The organism is Paenibacillus tritici, assembly GCF_018207515.1.
GTDB lineage: Bacteria > Bacillota > Bacilli > Paenibacillales > Paenibacillaceae > Paenibacillus_AQ > Paenibacillus_AQ tritici.
This window is the reverse complement of record NZ_CP073365.1, coordinates 3,397,721-3,423,360: the sequence shown is the minus strand read 5'-3', so window position 1 is coordinate 3,423,360 and position 25,640 is coordinate 3,397,721. Positions and strand designations below refer to the sequence as shown.

26 protein-coding genes are annotated in these 25,640 nt (G+C 46.3%); all 26 read right to left on the bottom strand.

From position 1 onward, the window contains the following. Positions 1-56 precede the first annotated feature (56 nt). The 26 genes from KDC22_RS14510 to KDC22_RS14390 all read right to left on the bottom strand — a co-directional run bounded on the left by KDC22_RS14510 (position 57) and on the right by KDC22_RS14390 (position 25,632). A complete protein-coding gene (locus tag KDC22_RS14510; protein WP_211723555.1) occupies positions 57-2,219 on the bottom strand; it encodes a phage tail protein in 2,163 nt (720 codons plus the stop codon). Positions 2,220-2,323: 104 nt separating this feature from the next. Beyond that, the gene (locus KDC22_RS33770) at positions 2,324-2,452 is read right to left on the bottom strand and encodes a hypothetical protein (protein WP_281425039.1); all 129 of its coding nucleotides are present in this window, start codon (positions 2,450-2,452) and stop codon (positions 2,324-2,326) included. Positions 2,453-2,499: 47 nt separating this feature from the next. Next, positions 2,500-2,973, bottom strand: coding sequence for an XkdW family protein (locus tag KDC22_RS34100; protein ID WP_211723554.1), 474 nt, complete (start codon positions 2,971-2,973; stop codon positions 2,500-2,502). A 15-nt stretch (positions 2,974-2,988) separates the two neighbouring features. Next, positions 2,989-4,221 (bottom strand): hyaluronate lyase N-terminal domain-containing protein, encoded by a 1,233-nt coding sequence (locus KDC22_RS14500; RefSeq protein WP_211723553.1) that lies wholly within the window; start codon positions 4,219-4,221, stop codon positions 2,989-2,991. Between the two features lie 12 nt (positions 4,222-4,233). After that, positions 4,234-5,235, bottom strand: coding sequence for a hyaluronate lyase N-terminal domain-containing protein (locus KDC22_RS14495; RefSeq protein ID WP_211723552.1), 1,002 nt, complete (start codon positions 5,233-5,235; stop codon positions 4,234-4,236). A 14-nt stretch (positions 5,236-5,249) separates the two neighbouring features. Next, positions 5,250-6,080, bottom strand: a complete 831-nt coding sequence (locus KDC22_RS14490) for a hypothetical protein (RefSeq protein WP_211723551.1) — start codon at positions 6,078-6,080, stop codon at positions 5,250-5,252. A 14-nt stretch (positions 6,081-6,094) separates the two neighbouring features. Beyond that, a complete protein-coding gene (locus KDC22_RS14485) occupies positions 6,095-6,898 on the bottom strand; it encodes a phage tail domain-containing protein (RefSeq protein ID WP_211723550.1) in 804 nt (267 codons plus the stop codon). Next, the gene (locus tag KDC22_RS14480) at positions 6,899-12,199 is read right to left on the bottom strand and encodes a phage tail tape measure protein (protein WP_211723549.1); all 5,301 of its coding nucleotides are present in this window, start codon (positions 12,197-12,199) and stop codon (positions 6,899-6,901) included. A 387-nt stretch (positions 12,200-12,586) separates the two neighbouring features. After that, positions 12,587-12,937 carry a hypothetical protein gene (locus KDC22_RS14475; RefSeq protein ID WP_211723548.1) on the bottom strand — a complete coding sequence of 117 codons (351 nt, stop codon included), beginning with the start codon at positions 12,935-12,937 and terminating at the stop codon, positions 12,587-12,589. Between the two features lie 71 nt (positions 12,938-13,008). Then, entirely contained in the window at positions 13,009-13,791 is a 783-nt protein-coding gene (locus tag KDC22_RS14470; RefSeq protein WP_211723547.1) for a hypothetical protein, read from the bottom strand. Positions 13,792-13,833: 42 nt separating this feature from the next. Then, positions 13,834-14,022, bottom strand: a complete 189-nt coding sequence (locus KDC22_RS14465; RefSeq protein WP_211723546.1) for a hypothetical protein — start codon at positions 14,020-14,022, stop codon at positions 13,834-13,836. A 66-nt stretch (positions 14,023-14,088) separates the two neighbouring features. Beyond that, complete coding sequence (locus KDC22_RS14460) at positions 14,089-14,523, bottom strand: hypothetical protein (RefSeq protein WP_211723545.1); 435 nt, start codon at positions 14,521-14,523, stop codon at positions 14,089-14,091. After that, positions 14,520-15,098: a hypothetical protein gene (locus KDC22_RS14455; protein WP_211723544.1), complete on the bottom strand. Its 579-nt coding sequence runs from the start codon at positions 15,096-15,098 to the stop codon at positions 14,520-14,522. Before KDC22_RS14455 ends, KDC22_RS14460 begins: the two co-directional genes overlap by 4 nt. After that, positions 15,095-15,625, bottom strand: coding sequence for a hypothetical protein (locus tag KDC22_RS14450; RefSeq protein ID WP_246553572.1), 531 nt, complete (start codon positions 15,623-15,625; stop codon positions 15,095-15,097). Before KDC22_RS14450 ends, KDC22_RS14455 begins: the two co-directional genes overlap by 4 nt. Positions 15,626-15,673: 48 nt before the next feature. Beyond that, on the bottom strand, positions 15,674-16,237 hold the full coding sequence (locus tag KDC22_RS14445; protein WP_211723542.1) for a hypothetical protein: 564 nt from the start codon (positions 16,235-16,237) through the stop codon (positions 15,674-15,676). Further along, positions 16,234-16,527, bottom strand: a complete 294-nt coding sequence (locus tag KDC22_RS14440; protein ID WP_211723541.1) for a hypothetical protein — start codon at positions 16,525-16,527, stop codon at positions 16,234-16,236. Before KDC22_RS14440 ends, KDC22_RS14445 begins: the two co-directional genes overlap by 4 nt. Positions 16,528-16,580: 53 nt before the next feature. Continuing rightward, a complete protein-coding gene (locus KDC22_RS14435; RefSeq protein ID WP_211723540.1) occupies positions 16,581-17,582 on the bottom strand; it encodes a hypothetical protein in 1,002 nt (333 codons plus the stop codon). A gap of 3 nt (positions 17,583-17,585) precedes the next feature. Then, positions 17,586-18,629, bottom strand: coding sequence for a 3-oxoacyl-ACP reductase (locus KDC22_RS14430; protein ID WP_211723539.1), 1,044 nt, complete (start codon positions 18,627-18,629; stop codon positions 17,586-17,588). Between the two features lie 41 nt (positions 18,630-18,670). Continuing rightward, positions 18,671-19,999, bottom strand: coding sequence for a phage portal protein (locus tag KDC22_RS14425; RefSeq protein WP_211723538.1), 1,329 nt, complete (start codon positions 19,997-19,999; stop codon positions 18,671-18,673). Positions 20,000-20,042: 43 nt separating this feature from the next. Then, complete coding sequence (locus tag KDC22_RS14420) at positions 20,043-20,258, bottom strand: hypothetical protein (RefSeq protein ID WP_211723537.1); 216 nt, start codon at positions 20,256-20,258, stop codon at positions 20,043-20,045. Positions 20,259-20,271: 13 nt separating this feature from the next. Continuing rightward, complete coding sequence (locus tag KDC22_RS14415) at positions 20,272-20,562, bottom strand: hypothetical protein (protein WP_211723536.1); 291 nt, start codon at positions 20,560-20,562, stop codon at positions 20,272-20,274. A gap of 118 nt (positions 20,563-20,680) precedes the next feature. Next, entirely contained in the window at positions 20,681-21,262 is a 582-nt protein-coding gene (locus tag KDC22_RS14410; protein ID WP_211723535.1) for an NYN domain-containing protein, read from the bottom strand. Positions 21,263-21,333: 71 nt separating this feature from the next. Next, positions 21,334-22,743 carry a terminase large subunit domain-containing protein gene (locus KDC22_RS14405; protein WP_211723534.1) on the bottom strand — a complete coding sequence of 470 codons (1,410 nt, stop codon included), beginning with the start codon at positions 22,741-22,743 and terminating at the stop codon, positions 21,334-21,336. Then, entirely contained in the window at positions 22,721-23,464 is a 744-nt protein-coding gene (terS, locus tag KDC22_RS14400; protein WP_211723533.1) for a phage terminase small subunit, read from the bottom strand. Before terS ends, KDC22_RS14405 begins: the two co-directional genes overlap by 23 nt. A 257-nt stretch (positions 23,465-23,721) precedes the next feature. Further along, positions 23,722-24,276 carry a site-specific integrase gene (locus tag KDC22_RS14395; protein ID WP_211723532.1) on the bottom strand — a complete coding sequence of 185 codons (555 nt, stop codon included), beginning with the start codon at positions 24,274-24,276 and terminating at the stop codon, positions 23,722-23,724. Positions 24,277-24,978: 702 nt separating this feature from the next. Next, positions 24,979-25,632, bottom strand: a complete 654-nt coding sequence (locus tag KDC22_RS14390; protein WP_211723531.1) for a hypothetical protein — start codon at positions 25,630-25,632, stop codon at positions 24,979-24,981. Positions 25,633-25,640 lie beyond the last annotated feature (8 nt).

Sequence of the window (25,640 nt, the reverse complement as noted above, 5' to 3'; positions counted from 1 at the left end):
TTGAATTTCTTCCTAATAATATTATCGTCCAAAGTCTGGAAAAGTTTCAAGTTGTTTTATTGTTGTATGTGATCATGCGTAAATCCAACATAAGAAGACCAAGTATAAGTCACGCCATTAACGTCTTTAAACTGCGTCCCGTTAGGAAAACCGTGATTATGCGCCCCGGCGTTAACAGCAGTCGTTGATGTTCCTTTATCGGATTTTCCAGAAAGGGCAATTGGCAGTCCGTTAATATGAGACATCTGCAAGCCACTTATGCTATATGCCGTTGTAAAATCTAATTGACCCTGAAAATAGATGCTTTTCGTTAGTGCTGTTATTTGCATGTCTACATCTGAAGATATGGCAAACAATCCATCACCGCCGTTGATCGCCCCGCTTCTCCCTCCACCAGTTCTATCAAAAGTGATGGCACTCATCCCTTGTCCGGAATTAGAAAAAATACCAATGCGCCGAACTCCTGCATCATCGTAAGTTCTCCATCCTGATGAATCTACTTCAAAACGTGCACCACTTGCTGCGGTACGGATCAACGCCCCCGTGATGGTTCCGCCTGAAAAAATACCGCCTTGGGTGTACAAGTCTCCAGATGTGCTAACCGTAAACTTTCCGCTTCCCACGTTTATTGATGAGCCAATGATAGCTCCTCCACCAAACGTAGAGTTGTTTATCACTGCACTGTTAGCTGTCAATTTATTAGCCACCACGTTACCAGCCATATCCACTCTAAAAGGCGCTTCGTAGAAATTGGAATGTCCAGCTGCTATCCCGTTGGTATTGATTTGAGTAACAGCATTCCCGCTACCAATCAACATGGACACAAAGCTACCAAACTGCCCGACAACCGTTTCAGCCAATACTCCCGCTGCCGTCACTGCTGATCGGACCGTTTGCCATCCATCAGTAGATATCCCTAACCCCGCTGAAGTTAAACGTACCTGCCGGTTATGGTCGGTTTTCTCACGGGCGAGGATGCCACCTTCTGGTGGGTAGATCAATTCTGTTTTGGAATTATTGATATCCGTTATGACCTGCTTAGCTACTGCTTCAAATAACTCAGTTCGTATCCGGCCATTAGAATATAGATTATCTACAAGCTTTTTACTCTTATCCAAATCAGAGATAATATCATCCATGTCTTTGATTTCAACATTGGACAATACTGCTTGAGCATGTTTTTCCCTAGTAAATGGATACTCTGTTAATTCCATGATCCGGGCCTTTAGATTGTTCAGCCCTATATCTGGATCATAGCAATATGCGGTATCGCCGAGATCAGGTTTCACAGCATTACTTCTAATCTTGTAAAGGTCCGCGCTATCGGCAGTGACTTCAAAGCTTGGGATTTCCTTTTCCCTGAGAGTCTTTCTCGCCGCCTCTAACAGATCACTCACGGACTCAATATTTTGCTCAATGATTTCACCGTCAAAAAACGGGACTGAATTACTTGCCCAGGTTGCCGCATAGGAAGAGATAAGGTAATTGACCTGTAGGATACCGTTTACTATTGCCCCAGGCACAGTCTCCAGTAATGCCCTCTCCTCGTTTGTAAGGATAGATGCAGGTTGACCTATCCATGTTCTTCCGTCCTTCATCTGGGCGAATAGGCGCGTTACAAGGGATGAGGCATCATCTTTAAATTGATCCGAGATAATGTTCTTCTGTATCCGGTACTGCATGCCTTCATCCTTGCCGATCTGCTTTTTAAGGTGAATGACAAAGTTATCCGCTTCAACTTCACAGCCATACATTTCCACAACCTTATTCAATGCCTGGAGGCAGTTGCCTTGCCCGAAATCCTTTACGTCACAAAGGTCGAATGTATCGTCAATGGAAAATGTAAACCGCCCACCGGTTGCAGCAGAGATAAGGTTTGTAAGTTGAGAAATGTGAACGCCATAAGCCTCGGCAATGTATGAAGAGTATGGAAATTTGAAGTCGGTTAGTTTGAACATTACGTGCGTACACATGATGGATGCTGTTAATTTTCGATCTTCCCGTACTCTTGAGGCTCCTTGGATAACATAATACTGGCCTCGTTCATCCTTGATATGACCCTTCTTTATAATCTTCTCAAGGTAATCCTTTGAATTCATCGGGACCATAAACGAAATCTCATTGTCCGAGTTGATCCGGCGCTTCCTGGTAACATCATATGATTTCACTAATAATCCGACTGCCACCAAATTTTTATCATAAGTTTCTAAGAACTCCAACTTGCAACCTCCTCAGCTCAGGAAAATTTTCCTTAACAAAAAAATAGCCCCCGAAGCAGCTCCGAGGGCAAAATAAAAACGCCTCTGTGGGCGCTATCTTCTATCTATTCAGCCAAATATTCAAGCCCGCTGTCTGTCAGGACTTCCAGCACTCCCAACTTGAGCGTTGACGGAACATCCTTATAAGCTGTCTTGCCCAGAATCACACGTTGTGCAAAAAACATGACTACCATGATATCACCTCCCCTCCAGGCCAGCAGCCAGTAAAGTAACCGCCGGATCATTTGTACAGTTGGGTAGCCAATTCGGATATGACGTCCTCGATGAAGTCTGAACGTTCAGACTGTGCAGCAAGCTGTGCCTTCAGCAGCGCATTCTCACGCTGAAGCTGCTCGACATCCGTCAGCTCCGGCGGCTTATTCGCCTCGTCCTCCTGGTACACTACCCAGGCTGCTTCTAGCTCGGCCTCTGTCGGCTGCGGTGCGTCCAGCTTCCAGACGGCGATATGTGGGCCGCGCTCCACTAGGTCGTAATCCTCACCCAATGTAAGCAAGTTGTAATCGACTCCATAACGAAAATGAACACCTTCTATTGGCGTTTCGCCTTCTTCTGGCTGTTTAATTTCATAACGGACACGACCTTTTAACTCTGCTCCTGGATGTAAAACAGGCTCAGGCCCATTGTCCTGTACAATGAAATCTTTCATCGGGTCAGCGTGCGGGTATAAATACTTTATTGCTTGAACTATATTCACTATTTACTTCCTCCTTTAGGCCATCTGTTGAATGTTTATATAACTTAATTGTCCATTTGTTCCTATGATAACTACTCCTCCCGATGAAGAAGCTACATACACTTCTAAGTAGTCTCCGGGAGAACAATTGACTTTTGTAGTTCCATTTGTGCCGTAATTTCCTGTTGCAGCAACATATACTTGATCCATTACCCTAAAAGGTGATCCATTCCTGTAAAGCATCATTGTCAGAACGGTTCCAGATGGAGTATTAAGTCCAATAGCTTGAGCCGTGACCTCATAAATACCAGAGTTTTTGCAAACAAAACGGCTATTTGCTGTACTAACACTTCCTCTAGAATCCCATTCGGCTCCACCTAATGGCATTTTGTAAAAAGTTCCCGATGTTGTACATGTAAATTGTGATGTATAGACAGATGCGACATCCCTCTGTGAAACCGTATTATCTCCCCATGGGTTAGTAACTCCACTATAGTTCAAAATTCCAGTATCGCTTGAATCCCCGTTTGTTCCCGTTGCACGTGTACCCGCAGCCGTAACAACCGAAGCAAGCGTACTTCTATTTCCCCATGTATTACCTGATCCTGTGAAGTTTTCAATATAGGCAACACTCGCGTTTACGGCGTTAACTGCGATAAATTTGTTTGAAAAGTTACAGGATGTCGCTCTGATATTACTTAAATTCACATCTAAACCAGCACCCGTAGAAACAATGGTGCTGTTAATGTTAGATACCAATGCTCCCACACTCGATGTTACCGAAACAGCATTAATATTACTTGGTGTCGAACAGTTGAACCCGTTTATTGTAACAAAACACGAGTTTCCATACATTTTAATTGCATGTACTGTTCTGCTCGTAGATACTGAACTATCCCCCGTTACTAAAATTTGACCGGAACCTGAGAAGCCAGATAAATCAATAATCTCAGCATACGTACCGGGCGCAACATTTATCGTTATAAAATGATTGACGTTTCTTGGAACCACACTAATAGCCTTGCCTATCGTCTTAAACGCCCCTGCTGCCGTATTAGCCAGCCCCGTATTGCTGTCATTGCCGTCTGTACGGACATAGTAGGTAATGTCCGCAGATGTGGCCGAAACCAAAGGCGTATTGGCTCCTGTCCCGTTACCTATAAATAGTTCTTTGGTATCCGTGGTGTATCCCGGCTCGCCAGCATCCAATGGGCCATGGGCTGCAAGCAGCGCCTTGGTACCGCGTTGGAATTGTATCTTATTTGCCACGACTATCCCTCCTTAAAATGTGCCGCCGTCAATGACGGCTGTCTGCGCTGTAATCGCCTGTGCTACTCGCAGAGGGGACATGTCTGTTGTGCTGTCAGTACCAGCCTCAGCTTGTGCTTGTGTCGCCTGACTGCGGTTAACAGTTGCGTTTGTCGCAACTCCGTTAAGTTTGAGTACCATAGCCGCAGTCATAAAGCCTGAAGTACTGGTTGTCGCATCGGGATGAGCGCCGCTACCACTTGCACCGACATGTGTTGCAGGAGCCTGGGCGACATTTGTCACATTGCCAAGTCCAACATCTGAGGCCGTTAAGGTCACCACCCCTGTCTTGCCCGCAACGGATTGCACCGGGCTTGTAGGGGACAGTAACTCCTGCCAGTTGGCAAGCGTTGACGCTCCGGCCACCCGCAGGATAAATGTCTTATTGAGGTCGGTACGGACAGCAACATCACCGACCTCAGCCGTCACCGCCAGCATAGCTGTCTGAGATGCCACGACAAAGGTATCTGAGATTGCCAATGCAGGCAGGATGCTTGTGTCCAACTTACCGGTACTGTCCAGGATAGGCACGTTACCGGCTGCCGTACCGGTGTTTTTACTGGCCGCTGTCCCGGCGTCTGTAATCTTGGACAAGGTCAGGTTAGGGATGTCCGCTGCTGTCTGCTGCGCAGCACTGAGTACCCGGCCCTTAGCATCAATGGTCAGTTTGGTATATGTCCCCGCGCCGACACCGGTATTAGCCAACACTACGCTGATGGTCGCATTGGCAGAGCCATCGAATGTCGTGGAACCAGAAACATCATTAGTCAATGCAATGGTCCGGGCTGTTGCCAGCTTGGCCGCTGTGTCTGCTGCTGCCGCAGCCGGGTTGAGCATGATGACATTACCTTCGCCGTCCCCACTGTAGAGCTTGCCAGTGTCCAGAGCGATTGCAAGCTCCCCCGCGTCAAGGACGAGTTGCGGGACCTTAGATGATAGCCCCCGCTTAATCTGTATCTTTTTAACATCTGCCATCAATGAAACCTCCTTTAATATGTGCCGCCGTCAATGCCTGGCCCAGACGTTGCACCGTCAAAGGTCCCGCCATCAATCGGCATATAGCCCAAAAAATCCTCTAATGCCGTCACTTTCGTTTTGACGCTTGCCAGCTCCACCTTATCCGCAGCAGCCATGAGGCCAGCAGCCGAAGCCGTAGCAATTGGAATCGGGTCGCTGCCGCCAGGAAGATGTGATGAAGCGTGCGCCCCTGGAGTGGCCGTACCGGTTGCTGTGACCGTCAGTGTCTTAGTGGTCGGGTTACTGGTAATAGTGATCCCTGTGCCACCCGTCATGGTCAGTGTGTCACTCTTGGCAGCAGCAGGTATGTTATTCACCTGGGAAAAGGCGTTTTGGTTAACCTCCGCCTTTTCCTCAATACCGGCCAGCTTCGCTTTCTCCTGAGCCGTAGTGTGGATATTGCCAGTGTCCATATGGGTCTTGGCTGCCTCTAGTGTAGTGGCCGGAGCAGTGCGCCAGGAGGATTTACCGGTAATGGACTTAATCATGTACCCTAGCCAGCCCAATAAAGTAGCCAACGTGCCGGTATCCCCTGACGGCGCTGTATTGTCGCTGATTGACCGATTGCCGATTACCGCGTCCGTGGCGCTGTTGGCCGTCCCGGCTGCGTTTGCAATACCTGCAAGCTTCGTCTTCTCTTGCGTGGTAGTATGGATATTTCCATCTGCTATATGGCTGGCTGACGTTGCAACGGCGATATCATGTGCATCCAAGGTGGCTTCGATGTCCGCATAGTTATCGTTGTGTTTGTTCAAATTCGCCATATCAAGTTCTTTGCTTATGACTCTCCGATTAAATGCCAATGTACTTCCTCCTCTCAATAGAGATACTTGTACCGGAATACAAATGCCAAGTTAAAAGCCAGTGATCCGCCTGACACTGTGAAAGTTGTATTCCCAGGCCGAAGCTCAAAGAAAACGCCATTGCTTCTGAAATATGCATTTTGACCGTTGAGGCGGACGGTACATTCTCCAGGATCGCAATTGATCTCCCAAACGTCCGAAGCGCTACTCGTACCAGACAGAACAAGGGTAGAAACTCCGTCTGTAAGACTAAAACTCGAAAAAGCGCCGCTAATCCTCAAAACCGGATATGCTGATATACTGCCTTCGTTTCGCACAACAATGTTTTGTCCGCTGGAACCAATCCAAACCGCATAATCACTGTACAAATACCCTTGACCGTACTCTAATCCCTGACCGTATTCACGGACAGTAGTGTCTTGGGTTGATTCGGGCCATGGACTATTCATCTTAATGGGGATTGATACTTCACCGTCAAAGATGAGTTTGGTAATGTCCATTGTTCCGGCATATCGACCAACATATCTTTTGCCAATAAGATCGCCGAACGTAAATACGATATCCCTTTTTCGGATATTAAAAAGAGCCGCTACAAGAGCGACTCTCCTTTGGTAATCCAATGTCGGATCATCAGCCATGACTATACAATCAAGATTGAATATCCTGGGGCCGTAAGTTGAGCCAAAATCGACCGCTCCATCACGGTCAGCCAATTCAATAGTATTGTCCTTCGTTGGGGGCAAAACAGGTATATTATGAGATTTCAGCCCAAGCCCAATACTCTCAAATGCAACGCCGTCCGCTGTTGCTGCAATCACTTATTTCGCCCCCGATCTCGATTGTGACCTGCGCACAAAGCTGTCTTTCTCAGTCCAATATACCCTTGCTACAGATTCGTCTGTAATATAAGTATCCCCTGTAAACGTCACGCTTGTACTGTTTATCCGCTGCGGATTTGAACCCCCTGATACTGCTGGCATTGAGAAGCTTGGCATAGAGAAATCTATTGAAGGCATTTTGAAGTTCAGCAGTTTGAATAGATTGCTCTGCTGTCGATCGTTCAGGACAATCTCACCGCCATGAGCCTCTATAATGGTTGCAGCTCCGCGTATCCCCTTCACCGGTCCGCCTTCCGAAAAGGTTTGAAGTTTACCAGTATCCTTAACGATGCCATATTTTTTGCGCAGTTCCTCATTGCGCGCCGCCAACCGCTCCATTTCCGCTTTGTTGCTGGCTGCTTTGGCTGCGTCCCAGGCGTCCTTATTGGCGTTATACTCCATTAGATCGCGCTGCTTCTGAGATAAATCAGAAGATGTGCCGGGGGCCGCAACGCCGCTCACAGTAGGTGATAGGGTAGTAATTGCACTCATCTTAGCTTGATAGTCTGCGATAAACTGGTCCAGTTGGGCGAGGATCTCCGCGTTCTTTTCCGATTCCTTCAGCACTTGGATGTTTTTCATAACTTCAGCTCGGTTTGTAGTTTCTGAAGAAAAACTATCGAAGGCTGTAATCAGTTCCTCATAATGCGATTTAGCAGTTTCGATGTCCTTGTCAAACGCCGCTTTCTTAGTGTCTTTCTCATCTTGCAGGGCTCTTTTCTGCTCTTCGAGTCCGCGCTTTGCCAGCTCTCGCTCGTGGTCCAGCTGAAGTTTCTCGATATCCTTCTGAACCTGCACGCGTTCTGCAATCCCATCCGGACCAACCGCCGAAGCCAGCAGAGCCAGCCGTGCTTGCTTTTCTTTCAGCGCGCTCTCGTAGTCCTGGTCAGCATTAAGTTCCTGCTGCTTGCTTAGAAGATCATCAATTGCTTGGATTTCAGCATCTTTACCGGCGAGATAAGCGTCTCGTTCAGCTTCTATAGCCTTGATCGCAGTATCTCTAGTAGACTCGATTTTAGATTTATAGTTCTTGGCTAATGTATCAACAGATTTTGTCTCATCCTCGATCAGCTTTTGGCGAAGGGCGTACACCTGCTCATCCGCTTCTAGTCGCTGCTCTGTGCCATCACGATACATAGCTTGGACCTTTAACCACTCTTGTAGCTCCTGGGCCGTAGTGACCTGTCCCATGGCTTTACGATGGCTCAAGTCCTTCTGGAAGTCAGCGTATCCTTGTTCAAGCAGTGCTTTCTTTTGTTCGTAGATGTTCTTCTCCAATGCAAAACTTTGTTCTGCAGTTCGATTCTTATCGGAATACATGCGCTCGTACGCCTGTAGCTCCATGGTAATGATATTCTTCTTGCTCTTCCCGGCCATCTCCATTTTCAAGGCTTCTTTATCGATCCAGTTCGTGGAGTTGGTATATCGTAGCTCGTTGTACTGTTTCGATAAGTCAAAGACCTGTTTGTCCGCTTCGGTCTTTTGCTCTGCTGTTAAGTAAGCTCTTTTAGCTTCCTTGGTATAAAAGTCGAGGGATGCCTTAACCATCTCAATCTCTTGGAGATTAGCCTGACGCATGCGCTCTGTTTTCTTTTCGAGATTGGCCTTGTCCTCGTCATACCGTTTGTCACTCAAGGCTACAACATCCCGGCTCCACTGCTTCATTGCGTCCTTGTCTTCAGCTAAATATGTGGCATGACGCTTTTTGAGGCGCTCATATCCCGCTGCTTGCTGATCGATGCTCCAGTTATGACGTTCTGCGATGTACTTAAAATTATCCAGGTCATCGGCGTAGGCCTCTTTGCGTTTATCTGCTGCTTCTTTGGCGGCCTTCTCAGCCTCTTTTCTCGACTTGTCCGCTGCCTTATCAGCATCGCTTTTACCCTTCTTCTCCTTTTCGGGAGCGACTCCAAATTTAGGATCTTGATACATACTTCCAAGAGCATCTATCTTATCGTCATACAATTTGGCTGCGGTATCGTAATCATCAATTATCGCTTGTATTCCTGCTTCTGCTGCTGCTTGAGCAATACCCGCATCTTTAAACTGAGTCTTGAAGTATTTCAGATCATCCCCAGTAGTTGTTACGTTGCTGCCGGTTATTACCTTCTGACCGTTCAATTGAGCTTTTAACTGAGCTAAACTTTTAATGGCTTCTGCTTCAATCTTGTATGCTCCTAGTCTTTCATCAGTTGCGACTTTTGTATTAAATGCGGAAGCTTTTTCAGAATTAAGATCATCGATCGCTTTCTGTATCTTCATTTTGCGAAGATCATTTACAGCACCTGTTTCAAATGCCCATCCATCAGCAGTCTTATATATTGCTGATGCTAACTCAGGGTACTTGTTGATTAATTCAGTCGCATTGGAAGCATTGAGGGATTGCCCCTTTGCCAGATCATTTAGCACTCCGTTGAGTTCTGATACGGTTTGGCTGTTCCCTTTGACCGTCGACTCCCACTCTTCTTGCGCCTTAATGAGTTCTTTGACTTCATCCGACACTTCTGCCGTGGCGGAACCGGCTGCATTTGCTGAATCGGAAAAACTCTCCATTGAGTCCGCGGAGTCTGCTGCTGCCGAGGCTAACCTACTGTTGGTTGCCGCTCCATCTGCCGTAACTCCATTGAGTGCATCCAAAGCCTTTTGGCTGGCATGTATTTTCTGTTCTTCCCGGGAAAGTTCAGTTCCGAGATTGATCATTTCTCTTCCCCAAGTTTCGCGCAGCGTCTGTACTGTTTTTCCTAGCGCTTTGTCAACGATACTCAAGTCACTCTCAGATGCATTTCTTATTGCTAAATCGGTATATTTTATCTCTTCCTCTAATTCCGCTTTTCGTTTTGTAGCAGCGTCCAGGTTTGCTTGCTCAACGATCTTTATACTGTCGGAGTATCTTGACTTCCATTCTTCAATTAAATCAATATCCACTTCCTTGGCTTTTCCAAGCTCATCCCATTGCGAGACTAAACCCGGCATGGTTGCGCCGAGACGATCCATCACATTAACTAGTTCAGACTTTGCAGCGTAAACCTCTTTGTCCGATCTTGCATTGTCATCAACGATTGCTTTTAACTCATCGTATCTGCTAACCAATTCTGCCGTCTGCCGATTCTGTTGCATGGTTTCGGCACTCACTTCACTCTGTTTGCCTTTGTAATACGCCCAAGCAGTTGTAGCAACCCCAATCGCAAGCGCGATCCCTGTTAAAGCAGCTCCTAAGGGAGTCGCTATGAATGCCTTCTGTGATACGTTAGCAGCATCGGTAGCAACTTTCATGCCAAGCATAGCCTTGGCTGCTCCTGCTACACCTGTCGCCAGCGATACGAGGGTCTGACCAGTCAAAATTCTCGCCCCAGTATTTAGGACTGTAATCGCTCCACCGAGCAAGAGAACGCTAGTCACGGTATTCTTGATCGGTGCCGGGAGGTTGTTAAAGCCATCTAAAAGGATGGTTGCTTGGTGTACGATTAGTTTTAGTCCACCCAACAAACCACTCTCGCCAATAGAAACAATCAGTTCATCCCATGAAGCACGGAGTTGCTCGGATTGTTTAGTTAATGTACCCATTGTCAGCGTGTTTTCTCGCTGCGCTGATCCGAAAGACTCCTCAGATACTTTGGCTACATCTACTACTTTGCTGTAATTGTTCATCAATGCAATAAAACGGGATGCTTGATCTCCGCGGGCGATTGCCTGCGTAACTTCATTGCGTTCCACATCCGAGAGATTGTCCCATTGTGCCGCTATTTTGCTGAGCAGTTCCGGGAAGTCCATCATTTCTCCATCAGCTTGTTTCATTACGCCTACATACTTCTCCAATTTGTCGATTGCAATTGGTCTGCTTGCATAACTGATAAAAGATTTGATAGCATTACCGGCAACCGCGCCGCTAAATCCAGCTTGGTTAAGAACAGTTAGGTAACCAATGAGCTCATCAATATCAACACCGGCATTCTTGGCTGTCGCGCCTACTCGGTTAATACCTTCTAGCAACTTTTTAGAGGTAGTCGGGAAATTATTGGAGACTTCATTGAGCCGATCAAGGAGACGTTCTGCATCTTCTGCGGCCATACCATAGTTGAGAATCGCCCCTGTCATTAGCTCCTGTGCCTGGGATGCGCTTTGAAAGGATTGCTCAACATTTTTAGCCATAAGTGCTGTTCTGGCTAATTGTTCCGTCTGCTTTTCATCAAAACCATTCTGAGCAATAAGAGTATACACGCTTGCTACTTCGCGAAGAGCATATCCATACTCCTTTGCGCTGCTTATCATGGAATCCTTCACATAGTCAACGTCTGCCGATGTCCCCATAACACGTTGTACGTTAACCAACTCATATTCAAAGTCTTTAAGAAGGCTAATTGCTTCTGTCGCCCCTCGTGTAAAGGCGTAGTACAAAGTACCAGTCATAGCGAATTGCGCCGCTGTACCCGTAATTCCGTTGATCTGAGACTGGGTTTGCGTCAATGATCTGCGAATGCGCTGTTCTTCTTGTAGAGCCCTCTCTCGGACCTGCGCTTCCTTCCGATCCCTTGACTGCAAAGCGTTAAGCCAGAATTTCTCATAATTTGCTGCGTTCCTTCTTGCCTCGGCATTTTCCTTGGCTGCAAGTTGGGCTGCTTTCTGCTCTTTACTCCGCAGAGCCTTAAGCCAAAAAGCTTCATAATCAGCCGCATGCTTTTTCGCTTGTTGACTTTCCTTCTCAGCCATCTGTGCTAACTTCTGCCGAATAGCTTGTTCCTGCATCAGAACCCGTTCACGAGTCGTGTCCGTTGAGGTTGAGGAAGGGATACCTGAAGTAGTCTTTAACGCGCTCGAAGTTGCTTTATTTTGCAAGATCTCCATGCGCTTCTGGTGTTCTCGTTCTTGCTGCTCTATAGCGTCATACCTCTTGCGTACGATTGCTTCTTGCGCTGCAAGTTTAGCTTCGATCATCTTGTTCCCTTGATCTAACTGACTCTTTTTGGCTTGAATTAACTCTGCTTGTGCCGTCCGTTGCTTGATTAGAGCAGCAGATTCATCCATGATCTTCTTTCTGCGTTCATCCGATGTTAAAGCGAGTTTATTGGATGCCGCAGCCAACGCACTATAATTCTTTGTGGTGACGGAGATTTCAGAGTTTAATATTTTGAATGTCTCAGCGTTTGCTTTAGCCCCCTGGTCAATCGCCTTAAATGCAGGGATCATTTTTGAGGTGTCGAGACTAATACGCGCCCCAACAACATCCCTATTTGTATCTGCCAATGTAATTCACCCCTTGTGTTGGTTCAGGAAAATTTTCCTTACCGCTGGAAATAGGTCTGTATACAGAAAAAGAGGCCCCCGGCATGATGCGGAGACCTCTGTGCAATTCATTAAAGATAGATTCCAAGATCAGAGAGATGAGTAGCCTTCTTTGGTTTCTTTTCGATCTCTCCACCATGAAGGGCAATCTGAAACTCTTGATTTCTCTTTCTAATTCGCTTAAGTGCATATATTTTAGGAAAAGTCATGTTCTCCCATTCGCTGTCCGGTATGCCTAAGGTTACGCACAAAGCCCAAGCATCAAGAAGTGTTTGCTCTCGGACTTCATCCGTCCCTTCGTTTGCGTTATCTTCTTCGGCGTCCTCCGGATCTGGTGGGAATGACTCCTCAAAGAAATCGGGTTATGAGTTTTTCCAACTCCTCAATTCCTTGCTCATCTACCCGTTCGTAATCTTCTTCAGACAATCCGCCATCGAGGACGATATCGAACGCCTGCCGGTACGCCGCCTCCACTGCCGGCCAATCCAGCACAGAATCAGATTCACTTGAAGTCCATTTCTCACGGCCAATGGATTCGGAGAATTTATACGGAGCATCCTTCATGATTACTCGAACACGTTTGATCATTCCAATGGTTCCAATTTTAATGTTCTTGATCAGTGCAGGATGTTCTTTCGTTGCTGCCGCAAGTGTTACTTCAGATCCGATATTTAATGTCTCGTTAATTTGTGTCTCCAACGTGCATTCCTCCTCAAATAGATAAATCCCCCACTATAGCAGCGAGGGATCTCTTGATGTTGGTATATAGGTTAGTCCACGAAAATAATCGTTGCTGCAATGCCTTCGGGATTGTCTGGAGTAACGTCCGCTTCCAAGACCTCTAAGTTAAGCGTGCTTGTACTTGGCGTCTTCCGCGCAGCGCCGACATTCAGCGTACCTCCGCCCACAGCTTTGTGAACTGTTAATTGTACTTGCACTGGCTGCCCTGTGCGATCATTGATCAGTTCAAACCTGTGAACGAATTTGAATGGTTTCGGTCGCCGCGTGCCTTTGAAGTTGCTTGATGTTCCTTGCTTGGACCATTTATAGGTCACAATCACATTCTTGTTTAAATTCCCAGCCGCCGATGTGATAACGCCACTTGCCGAGATTGAATACTGCTCAATGGTTGGTGCTGACGCTACTCTCTCAAGCTTGGTCAGTCCACCATCAATCGCTTTAAGATAAACTTCATCGCTTGCCGCGACAAATGTGCCTCCGAACGCTTCGATTCCTGTAATGGCATAACCCGTTGCACTAAGAATACCTTCTTCGTTCTCATCGATCTCAACAGGGCCAGTCTTCGTCTCAGCTCCTTGCGAAATCTCAGCAATGACAGCAGAGTAACGCGGCAATTCGATTGTGAGAACGTCCTGAAGGTCTTGTGCGGTCAAGTGAAAAGCATAGCCGGATTGTCCTCCGAAGACTTTAGTCCAAGAGAACTGAGGTGCAAACATGACGCTGTTAATTTTTTCATCGATATATCTGAGTGTTCCGTCCAGCTCTCTCATCCAGATCTTGCCGACTCCATCAAATACTAATGGTTCTTGCATTCGATTATCCCTCCCTGGGTAATAAAAAAGGAACTGATCAGGTTATTTGATCAGTTCCCATAAACGCAAATCAATTTCAGCAATGCGTTTGTATTCATCTGTTTTTTCGTAACCTTCAACCGGCTTTGAGCCTCGTTCCATCAATCCCAACTTCTTAGCCAGTGAAACTTTTTCTTTCACCAGCTTCTCGACTTCACTGGGCTCTTTCTTGAGTTCGGGTTTATCCGTCATCAGTTCACCTCATTCCTCATACCTCTTTACTTATACTTTAAATTGCCGTTTGTCCTGCTGTACTGCTTAATTCATACGGATATAGTCGATATCATAGATGCCTTTATAGCCCTTTACTCCGCTGATTCCTGTTGCGAAGTCTCCGTCATACACAAGATCGCAAAGAAACGAATGAAATTTAGGCTGAACTACCCGCTTGTCATGAAAAAGTTTGAAGGAACTCTCAAACAGAAGCTTTGCCTCGTAACCTGTCTTGCCATAGAAATCCAGACAAAACTTCCCCTTAAAAACAAGGTGATTTCGGCTATATTGCCCTGGCATGATGTATTGGCAGATATGAGGTACTGTATCTTTTGATACCACAATCTCAGGCTCTACGCCCTTCGTGAAGCGCTTGACCATGTCGGTAGATACTGCGGCAGGTGTAAGGCCCAATAACGCCATAAACGCAGCGTCAGCCTTATGTGTGTTCTGTATAGCGTCAATCAGTTGTAAGCTCATTGCTTGTCCTCCAGAAAGTACCGATGATACGGGAAGTTCTCAATCACTTCAGCGATGCCTTGAAGGATTCGGTTGCGGTTGGAGTGGATAGCGATACGCAGGAAATAAGTCGGCGGTGTCGGCTTGAACTTTGGATCAATATCTCCCCGCTCTGCCAATTCCTCCAGGTCCACTCCAGCATATCCACCACCTGAGAAACGCATTGTGCCATCAATGCTCTTGTAGTTCCCTTGGCCGCGCCCGACAACAACCTTGCTGCTCCGTGATCTTAGCCGATTCCACGCATCGGAGTTCATGTAGGTAACCAAACCCGGGTTCTGACTGCTATCAGCCATCAGCGATCCTTTACCAAACTGCTCAAGCCAGGCCTGCCAGTAATCTGCGGTGATGTCTCCTGAGATCATGTGGTTAGCCAGTACAAACATTTCCATTTGTAGTTTATCTCTCACTGCTGGATAGTACCGTATACCGCCCTTGGCTGTCATAAGTACCAGCTTTGTGAGTCCGGTGATTTCAACCGCCAGTTTGTTCTCCAGGTCGCGTTGGATTCTCGGAATGTCATATCCAGTAATCATCGTACACTGTCCGATAACTGCACATGCAGGAGATTGGGGTACTTAACAACATCGACGGCATCCACCTGATAAGCTTTACCGTGGAGTATAACTTGATCAGGATGAATGGCGTCTTGTGGGTCTTTTATGTCAACCGTTGTTTGTAACTGCAACGTGTATGTTGTGGAGGGCAGTAAGCCTGGATCGTCCTGGCGTAGCCGCGCTGTGACGTATTGAGCAAAAGTGACAACGCCTTCAGCAATAGTCTGATATTCCTCATCGCCGATAGGGTTGTCATTTTCATCATATTGCTGCGAGTACCGCTGCACTTTGACGATCATGTTTGTCTTTACCAACCCGCAGTATTTATCACGGTCCGGTGTTGTACGCAACGAACAGACAAGAAACGTTTCTTCTGTCTCAATCAAAGCGCCTGGAAACACTGACGATTCTGGTGAAAAACGTCCGATATAGTCAGATTCCCTCCCAAACTGGGATGATCCGCTTGCTCCGCGAGACAATATAACCGCCTCCGGAACTCCATCCACTGTACAGGGCGTGTGCCGGTGCGCGAATTCATGAAACATCCTTCTCACCTACCTGAAGGAACGATGCTGATACTCAGACAGCAGATCCGCTATCTCAGGAGTGATCATATCGTTCCCGAAGTATTCGATTGTGGAGTCTACGTCTTTTCTCATTTTGACATTTGAGTTTGCGCTACCGGAAAGCTGAGCAATTAGCAACCCACAAGCCACCTTCACTTTATCGGGGATGGGGTCCCAGCCGCTGGTGTAGGTAACCTCTAGCTCAGCATATGGCGCTCCAAATGGCGAACCTCCACAAAACACCGCACCGATTTCTTTATCCACGTCCAAGACGCTTAGGTCTGCATCCGCAAAGCCAGGAGCACCGAAGAAGTTATCTCCAGTTATTCCGTATGCTGCTCTACCTTTGACCTCTGTGACGTCCTTGACAGGGTAGTAGGACAGGTGTCCCCGTTGATCTGTCAACGGTATACGTTCTGTGTAGGTTGTAACGCCGATCTCACGCTTACAGCGCCCGTCAATGATGGCAGACGCTCTAATGATCGATGAGATGCTTAGCGCTACTCCTGCGGGCACGTAGTCAGTGTCGGCCATGGTCAGGTATTGACTCATTCGATATAACCCATATCTTCAAGTTCCGCAGCGATATCATCCTGTACATCAGCTTTTCCGTCCACAAAGTTAACAATCTTAGATCCAATGAAAAGAGTATGCGGACCGATCTTCTGGCTATCAGTCCCCTTGAGAACAACGCCCCTGAAGTTTATCACCTCTTTCTGAGAATCATTTTTCTCAGGTGCTCCAGAACCTTCATCATCATCCTTAATTTCTGGCATTGAACCTTCGCCGGGTTTGACTCCTTCGGATTGGCCTTCACCTGCGGTTTCTTCTTTCTTTTTCATGTCTTCGCCTCCTTATGTTCGCAGGGCGACTGCTGCCGCCCTGCGTTTGTTTACTAAGCTACTGCTGTGATTGTAGGGCGTTCAATTGTGCCATATGCATGAGCATAGCCCGGGCCCTTTGCAACTGGCGCACCGTATTTGATAGCAACGTATTTTTCCTGAAGATCAGTAACAGTTCCCATCTGGAACAAGTAGATGCCCTTTTCGCCTACATAGTGGTACTCAATCATCGACTCAGTGACAATTGCAATTCCGTAGTCGGTGTTAGCTGAAGTTGTTGCATTTACTGCGGACGGCATGAATGGCTCAGGAATGATTGGCAATAGCCCCGCTGCAGTCATTACAGCCAATACTTCCAGGCCGGCAACAGTTGTCTTTTTAAGATTACTGATTTGTGTGCTGTTATTACCCAAAAGGCGCTCTTCTTCTTCCAGATAGTGGTGAGCAATTGGATGAATATAGATTGCCGATGGCAACAATTCATAGAGCTCACTGGCGATCATCGCCGCAACCTTAGCGCGGATAGCCGAAACAATTGATCCAGCAGCACCAACAGTAAATGTGTTTGTGATCTGCTTAGGAATGCCCATGTATTGAAGTGTCGTCGGTACCGCGAGAGAGGTATCAGTCCCTCTCCACAACATACGGCCATGATGCAAGGCTACACCGTTAATCATGTCGTTTAAATCCTTGGCTTTCAACTCTGGGAAATTGGCTTGTTGTTGCCCCAGGATGACATCGTAGTGACCAAAGTTCACTTGGTTTGTGCTGGCCTTGATCTTCAATCCGTGAGGTGTGCGCGGATTACTGGTTGCAGTCGCGGAAGGGTTTCGAGGATCTACCGATGCCCCGCCGTTGATTGTATTTTGTTCGTAATACGTGGAAATGTCTCCGGTTGCCGGTACATACTGCATGCGACCATCCAATACTGACGTACGACGAAGAGCGTCTGTAATCTCGCGTTGGAAATCATCAACGATAATCGCGCCTGGTCCTTGGAACTGTGTTGCTGCTGCTACGTCAATGGAATGCGCTTGGCCTACTCTGCTGTTCATTAATTACACACTCTCCTTTTCAAACTGCGCTTTGGCTTGGAATTTAAGTCTCATAGACTCGGAAGACGGAAGGTTTAGGGCATCAACGGAAGCGCAGAACGTCTTGTAGTCTGTCGCGCCACTTTCTTCTGTCTTTCCGTATTTGGAAAGCAGATTAGCAGCAGAAACAGTCTTACGTTCTGGTTCTGGAGGTGTTGCAGTTGTCTTGCCAGCCTTCAAATCAGCAAGTTCTTTTTCGAGCGCTGTTGTTTTGTCCTGTGCGGCTTTGAGATCTGCTGCCGCTTGTTCTTCGGCAGTCTTTTGTTCAGCCTCTTCCTTGGCTGCTTTCATATTTGTGAGATCTGACTTGATTGAGCCAACCTCTGTAACCACGCTTTGTACACTAGCCGTGATGGTGGTCATACCATCTTGAATAGCTTTCATCGCATCCTGCATTGCCTTGATTTCTTCTGGAGTCATTTTGACATCCTCCTTTGGTTTGTTGTTCTTAGCCGCAAAGCTAGTTGTTTTATAGGCAGCAGCATCGGCGAAAAGGATTGCAGCGCCGGTACCGCAGAATTCAATCACATCTAGTACATTTTCCATATCCGTTGCGTCTTGTACTGTGGCTTCCATTTCCAGCGAAGCTCCGAATTGATACTCGCCCCAGTTGTATTCAGCAGCTAGGCCGTTGTAGTAACGGATAGTCGCAACGACATCTGGGAAATCCTTGCCGTAAATGTAGCCGTCCACCCAGACGCAGCCATCCATGGAACGGTAAGCCTTATCGATCACAGCCACCTTGAAACGCGGTTCATGGTCTGCCATCCCTGCGGCGTAATCGATGTTAAGCGCCATTCCCACGAATGTTTGAAGATACTGATCGCAGACACTTGAAGAAATGCGGATCAGTTTACCACCTGCCCCTGAAGGCGAACCGTCACTCGGCTGATCGACCATGAATAACACGCATTTGAACGGCACCTTATTGGGGTGACTCCCAGCGTCAGAGAGTTTAAAGTCCTGAACGCGCATTTTTGAATTGCTCATTTTCAACGTCTTAAGCATTTTTGGTTCTCACCTCCCTTCAGGGCAAAATAAAAACACCGTTACGTTTCCTCGGTGTTTGGGTCTTCCTTATTCGGTTCGGCTTCAGTTGGATCTGGCGGCGCTTTAGCAGCTGCTAATTCTTCCTGGGTCTTATTTATATCAACAACCGTGTTTTTACTTGGTTGTAGTAGCACCTCTCCGTGTTGGTTAGGCAGGGCTTTCTTCCCTTGCTTGTCTCTTACTTCATCCGGCGTCCATGTTCTCCTGTCCAAGTATATTGCGTCAATGTCAGCCTGGGTCTTCAAGTCCTTCAGGGATGTGGCATAAAGGAACTTGAATTCGATCACGCCGCCCATTTTAAAGATGCCATCAATGATGTGATTGTTAATGTGTTCAACGATGTTCTCGGCAATAGATTGTACTGTGGCCTCCGTGTCCTCGTCTTCACTTTCTGCCGTAGTCCGGTTTACATCCTTTGTCTGTCCCAGCTTTTTCGGAGATACACCGAAGGATATTGCAATGATCTCGATGAGAAATCGCTGCCACTCAAGGAAGAGTGCCTTATCATCAGTAGCTCCTAAATCCAACACGCTCGGGTTCTCTCCACCGATGATCGGGAATTTCCCTTGTCCCTGAACTTCAGAGTCCCAGAATGATCGAAAGGCGGTCACGGCCTTCGAGTCAGCCGTCTTCCCAAGATTTAATAACTTTCGAAGAAATGTGCCTTTGGTTTGATTCCCCGCTGACTTATGAGCGTCAATGAAGTTATTCGCCGATTCCCATACCGTTTCAAGTGGAGAAAGTCCGAATGGAGTGTTAGTTCTTGGATTCATTCGGATATACATCAATTCCGAAGCCGTGAGGTGTACATATTTCCCGTTAACTCGTTGGGCGAAGCGATAAGAATCAGACTTTCCATCCCAATCTGGATGAAGGTCTATCGAAAAGGAGTCTACTGGATACATCCTGAACGGTCTCAACGGATCACCAGCCTTGAGCATTTCTGAACTTCCAGCGCTACATACAAGCATATCCTCGACAATCTGCTCAAGCCAAGACCTGAACGAATCTGATGGGTTCGGCTTTAGTAGAGATCTCTCAATGATCTTGCAAAGTTCTTGATACTTTTCAGCATCGTTCTCATCGATGGCAGCCACTGACCAATTAAGTTTTGTTATGCCATCCTTCACGACATTGATCGCTCTACGAGGTATAGGTGATTCGCTCAAAGTTCTAAGATTTGTCGGCGTTCGCTTTGGAATAGGTTGTTTATTCCCGCTCCGGCCCCACCATCCCCACGATTGCGGATAGGGGTCTGTCTGTCGTTCTGGCTCATTCTTAGTTCTGCCTGCCGCAAGCCAATCAATGATGATCTGTCTTACACCCAAGGTGTTACCTCCTTTCCTTGCAGACTTCTATGAATTAAGGATATCACCCGTTTAGTTCAGCGCCGCTACGGATTTTGGCTAGGACGCATGCATAAGCATCTACGTAACACACGGCCATGAGACATTCAGGCGGGAGACTATCAAAATCGCCTTTCGCGTAAACTTCTTCTAAGACAAGATTGTATTTACGGAACGCCGCTTCCCTCTTCTCCCGCCATTGATTGATAGCGAATTGAACAAACTCAACAGTTTCATTCATTGCTTTCACCTCATTAATTAATGTAGATACACTCAAAACTCTTCTTCAATTCAGGAACAATTTCAAACGGAACACCGAAATATTTCGCAACCTGTCGATCAGACACTGACAGTGAATCTTCAGGTGACAAATGTTCTTTGAGTTGCTCGAAGAATTCCGGATGCATTTTAATTTTCTTCAAGAGTTGAGGACGAAGTTTCTTTTTGGGCATAGCATTAAAGCTGTCTCGCCAATTGATTAAATTTTGAATCGGGTCTGCGATACAATCCAACCGAAGCTGATCTTTCTCGTTTATGCGATTCATAGTTATCATTCCTCCAGACATAAAAATAGAAGGCAGGAAAAGTTTCCTGACCTTCTGTATTTGTTCATACTGCTATTGATTAATGATATCGTTAGTTCGTTTCTGCTCCACTACGGATTTATGGTTTTAAAGTTAACGGCAACGGCCTTCTTCCTCCCTCAATAAAAGTAATCTCAAAATAATGATCTTCTAGAGGGGAGAATGTTCCACTCTTCAAAGCAAAATCCTTTAAATATCTATTACAACTAGCTTCCCAAGCCATAAGCTCAACCTTGAATCCAGCTTTGAATGCTCTTTCTAAATCAGCTAAAAATCCTTCTCCGAGGACTCCTCTTGCCCCATCACCAGTCAGGATAACAAATGTATCACCAGAACCAAGGTTATCCATCATAGTCCTAAGCATCGAAGCCTGGATAGAAACGTCATTTGCATTTTCTTTGTTGTCCGAAGTTCGTTTTAACAATTCAACTTCTATACCTTGAGCTTTAATATGTTCCCATAATTCGTCTCCTTTTGGCGGAACACTGCCAGCCAAATACAATTTCCCTGATGTTCGACCGTTTAAAGCCAATTGTAATAGACCTTTAAAATACGTCCTAAACAACTTGGTGTTTACTTCTGGTTCCATCACTTTAACAATCTGATTCAGTCCAACATAATGTATGTTGCTGTTATCCCAAAAAATATGAACTTTGCTCATAGTAATCACTCTCCCATTGTCAGAATTCGACAAACAGGTAATGTTTCCCTTTAAAGACATAACGACACTTATTAACCAAATGAAAATCCAGAATCACCCTCACGATCATTATATATCGCGTACCGTTTAGAATCCTGGGTATGGTTATTCTTATCCTCTGGTTCCTCGGTATGCTGTCCGGCTTTCTCCTTCCACTTATAATTTTCAGTTTCTTTGATCTCATTCTTACACTCCCGATTCACATAGATGTTTGGTCGGCCTGTGCCTTCCTTCACCTTGTATAGAGTGGCTACCTCTCGTATACCCGGGCCTATGGTGTTGTTAGCCTCTCTCACAGGTAAATCGTAATTCTTGTACGTGCTGATGTATTCCGGCTCGGATGGGTCAGCCCATATCTCATCGAAGCGATACCTTTCGTTCATTTCCTTGTAGCGCTTAACAAGGCAGTCTTCTAATGCCCCGTCATTCCCGACCACAAGTACATTGACATGCTGGGCATACGATTCCTCCACGATGTAATAGTCCTCGCCTATGCAACCTATAGCCAGCAATACGGCCGGATCATTCCATCCATGATCCATGCCGCCTATGAAACGGCTGAAGGTAATGTCCTTTGTGCTGCCGTCTGGATAGGCGACCTCATAAAGGTGAATGCTTTCGTCCAGGCAGCGCATATCTACAACGTGCGTGGTCCGCTTAAATTCGTCATATACCTGCCCGTGGAATACGTTAAACTTCGCTCTGATCTCGCGGTCTACGTACCGTTCTGGGTATGTCTCAATCATTCGCTGAATGTTTCGTTGCAGTTCCGGGATCGGGTTGTCGAGTGAAGTCCAGTAAAAGTTTCGCCACTCTGGGTCGTTGAGGTACTGTTCTTCCTCAAGCCCTGCATCAATGAATTGGCCTCGTAGGACAATATCCTCTGCGAACCAGTTAATGCCTTCAGGGGTTGTCGTCCACACGCTCCAGCCGCCTTTGTCAGCCAGTGCATAGGATAGGTAACCTGTCCATGTCTCGGCCTTCATCTTGCTTGCTTCATCCAGCCATACGCCGTCCAGTCCTTTACCAACGAGCGATTTAGGGTTGTCCGCTGACTTAAATTGAATAAGGACCCATCCCTTTAACCAGACTCGGTTCTTGGATAGGTCCCACGATTCAATCATATCTTCAGGCAATACGTCTGATAGTTCCTCTTGTTGGATTTCAGACATGGCATAGGTTGGTGACACACACCAGTATTCAAGCTTGGGCTTAGGCTTCTTCATCTTCCTTAGGTTCTTGGGGGGCTTGTAGGGCAACCCCTTGCCACGTTCAATATCGGCCAGGATGTTATCGAAGAACTTCCGCGCTCCAACATTCGTCTTCCCGCCACGCCGTCCGCAATTCAGTACGTTATTCCGAGCTTCACTTTCCATGACTTCAATTTGTTTGTCATGCGGCGACCAACCTTCAAACGGATCAAGATCCAGAACGGTTGACATGAGACCACCTCTTCACATTAATCTCGGTAGGCTTATCGTTCTCTCCGTTCTTAAGTTCTTCGATCTGCATTTTGGTCTTCTCTACATCTGCTTTCATCTGTTCAAGCTTCAGGCGGCGCTCATCGTCTTCAGGGGCTATAGCAAGGAACTGTTTGATTGCACCGCGCAGCTCACGCATGATAACAGCTTCCGCTTTGATTGCGGCTGCATACTTGTCCCAGGCGAATTGAATTTCCCATTCAGTCTCTTCTATATCCATATCCTTTGTAGTTGCCAGTTTTGATTTTTTAAGCTCCTTGGTCATATCGTCCTTATCTTGAATAAAGAAAATTCGCTGAGCATATATAATTTTTTGAAATCCCTTAGTGATGTTGTACCAGATCATGTCGATAGGGTCCATCTGCTGGGCCATGTCCAGGATTGCAAGGTATTCAGGATCTTGCGGTTCAAACTTACGGAACATACCGTGAGTGACCGCCTTGTCGTTTCCAGGTGGGCCTCCGGGACCGCCCTTGTTGCCCTTTGCGTTCTTATTGCCCTTCTGTCCACCGCGTCCGCGCTTGTCGGGTAAGTCTTCCCACTTGTCCACGGACTTCCATTTGCGGACGAGACCATAGCTCACGCCTATTTTTTCGGCAATATCCTTCAGCTTCATGGATTTGCCGCTATCAAGCCACATTTTGAGGGCCTTTTTTCGATTATCACTCTTATCTAAGCTCATAATTCACCGCCGTTTTGAGTATTCGAGTTGGAAAGAACGCGGAGAGCCTTCTGACCACTCAGCGTTACACTAACCTTTTTTCACTACATATCCGAATGTTCTGGTGTATCAATCCAGTTTCACCTAGATACTGTTAATTAAATTCTCTTCAATACGTATTGTGTGTAACTGTAAAATGATCGCAAAGGCTTGATCTGATAACACTTCTTGAATATCACCTATTTTGAGTTCATCATGACCCTATTGAAGAGAGTTCACTACAGCTCAAAATCGTCTAAGGCATCGTCTAGGGTATCCTGGTGAATGCCTACATACCTCAAAGTCACGCTTTCCTCGGTGTGGTTGAAAAGGTCCATCAGTAACACGATGTCTTTCTTTTCATTGTAAAAGTTGTACCCGAAGGTTTTTCTCATGGAGTGCGTACCGATATCAGGAAGTCCGAACTCAGCTGCAGCTTCCCGGATGATCTTATAGGCCATGCTGCGAGTGATCGGCTGGGGCTTTCGACTTCCTTTTCGGTTCCTGCTGGGGAATAGCAGGTCTCCATCCCTTTTGTTAGATATATATACATCTAGGTCTTTTCTGAGGGACTTGCGGATCGGAACTTTCTTGACCTTGCCTGTTTTCTGCTCCCGGATTGTGATGTGAGTTCCCTTAACGTCCAGTACAGTGAGAGGAAGGATGTCTGAGATGCGGTAGCCGGTATTGATTCCAATTTGAAATAAAATGTAATTACGATGGCTTTGACTCCTAAGGTATTTCTGAATGGATGATAGTTTCACGGGATCGCGGATCGGCTGGACAAATTTCATTTCACTACCTCCTCTAAAATCTTTACTTTTTCCCATAATTAAATTAAGCTGTATATGTGTGAGATATCACTCACTCCGTTCTTACGCTTTCCGAAAGGAGGTGTTTGACGTGGAAATCAAGATTAATGGCGATGTTATCACTTTGAATAAAGATTTACTTGATGCCTATGAAATTGTATTTACGGTATTAAAAAGTAAATTGACCTTGAAGATATCGCCTAAAAAATGAAATATCACGTTAACGCCAGAACTACACTAAGGGATCGACGATTTAGATCCCGAAGTTCTGGTAATGAATAAATATATGTAAAACACCAAGAATCATTTTGGTGTTTTTTTACATTTTAAAACCATAAAAACAGTCAATGGTGCTTGAGCATAGAACTCTTATCAGGAGTTCCCCTTAGCACTAACCCCTGCAGAAGGCCATCGACTGTTTTTATATGATGTCTGGAACTTATTTGCGCGTCCAGACGGATGCGCTCTCGATCCATATCTTTCGCCGTTGAGATCACGGTTGCCCAGGAGGTGTCGGGTATGAGCTGCGGTGTGATATGCCCGTCACAGATTACCGCAACCAGATATGGAGTAGTACGGAAGCTCTCGCCTCGGTATCTTTATTATATTTGGGGCTTAATGCTACTAAGCTACGGAAATCACGCCTTATTAGGTTAATAGGCAAAAAAATACCGCTCCAGGTATCTACCCTTCGCGGTTAAGTTGTCTTAATCCGATTTCACCTTCTTTATTTCGGCCTCGTCCGTAATCGATCGTTACATAATCCAGCGTACCATTAAATAACAATGTGTTTGCCAGTGAAGCAATGACCTTTCTGCGCTTCTCAGCGAACGTAGTAGCCTCTATGCTGTAGATCCCTTTTTTCCTTTCATGTCTCATATACTCAACTGCGTCTTTGTACCGGAACTTCCTTTCCCCGGTAAACAGCAATTCTACGATCTTGTACTCATGCGGATCAATGATGTTATTTGCTGCATGCATGACTGCTTCTGTCACGAGCTTGTAGAGAAGATAGTTAAGGTGTCTCGTTTCCTTTGCTATGAGAACATTTGCTGGAAGATTTGAGATGTGATCACTTGAATTCAGGCGTTTTACAGCCCCTTCTACACCGGCCATATCATATTCATTCAGGCCGTTTTCAAGCTTCTTTTTTAAAGTGAATTCATAATCATCGACTAATCCCTTGATGGTCCGGTAACTGTTCAGCAGCCACAAGGCTTTTCGGATGTCCTCCTGATCTGCATTTGTGAAGAACTGGACCTGATAGGCTCTCGTAATATCAGCCAAATCATTTTTAGGAGTGAAGTCGTTCTTCGGTGCTGGAATCAACTCAATCATTGACATAA

Coding starts and splice junctions, on each gene's coding strand:
- KDC22_RS33770 (WP_281425039.1), bottom strand. CDS start 2,452: ATGGTAGTCATGTTTTTTGCACAACGTGTGATTCTGGGCAAGACAGCT.
- KDC22_RS14495 (WP_211723552.1), bottom strand. CDS start 5,235: ATGGCAGATGTTAAAAAGATACAGATTAAGCGGGGGCTATCATCTAAG.
- KDC22_RS14470 (WP_211723547.1), bottom strand. CDS start 13,791: ATGCAAGAACCATTAGTATTTGATGGAGTCGGCAAGATCTGGATGAGA.
- KDC22_RS14465 (WP_211723546.1), bottom strand. CDS start 14,022: ATGACGGATAAACCCGAACTCAAGAAAGAGCCCAGTGAAGTCGAGAAG.
- KDC22_RS14460 (WP_211723545.1), bottom strand. CDS start 14,523: ATGAGCTTACAACTGATTGACGCTATACAGAACACACATAAGGCTGAC.
- KDC22_RS14455 (WP_211723544.1), bottom strand. CDS start 15,098: ATGATTACTGGATATGACATTCCGAGAATCCAACGCGACCTGGAGAAC.
- KDC22_RS14445 (WP_211723542.1), bottom strand. CDS start 16,237: ATGAGTCAATACCTGACCATGGCCGACACTGACTACGTGCCCGCAGGA.
- KDC22_RS14440 (WP_211723541.1), bottom strand. CDS start 16,527: ATGAAAAAGAAAGAAGAAACCGCAGGTGAAGGCCAATCCGAAGGAGTC.
- KDC22_RS14435 (WP_211723540.1), bottom strand. CDS start 17,582: ATGAACAGCAGAGTAGGCCAAGCGCATTCCATTGACGTAGCAGCAGCA.
- KDC22_RS14430 (WP_211723539.1), bottom strand. CDS start 18,629: ATGCTTAAGACGTTGAAAATGAGCAATTCAAAAATGCGCGTTCAGGAC.
- KDC22_RS14420 (WP_211723537.1), bottom strand. CDS start 20,258: ATGAATGAAACTGTTGAGTTTGTTCAATTCGCTATCAATCAATGGCGG.
- KDC22_RS14415 (WP_211723536.1), bottom strand. CDS start 20,562: ATGAATCGCATAAACGAGAAAGATCAGCTTCGGTTGGATTGTATCGCA.
- KDC22_RS14410 (WP_211723535.1), bottom strand. CDS start 21,262: ATGAGCAAAGTTCATATTTTTTGGGATAACAGCAACATACATTATGTT.
- KDC22_RS14405 (WP_211723534.1), bottom strand. CDS start 22,743: ATGTCAACCGTTCTGGATCTTGATCCGTTTGAAGGTTGGTCGCCGCAT.
- terS (WP_211723533.1), bottom strand. CDS start 23,464: ATGAGCTTAGATAAGAGTGATAATCGAAAAAAGGCCCTCAAAATGTGG.
- KDC22_RS14395 (WP_211723532.1), bottom strand. CDS start 24,276: ATGAAATTTGTCCAGCCGATCCGCGATCCCGTGAAACTATCATCCATT.
- KDC22_RS14390 (WP_211723531.1), bottom strand. CDS start 25,632: ATGATTGAGTTGATTCCAGCACCGAAGAACGACTTCACTCCTAAAAAT.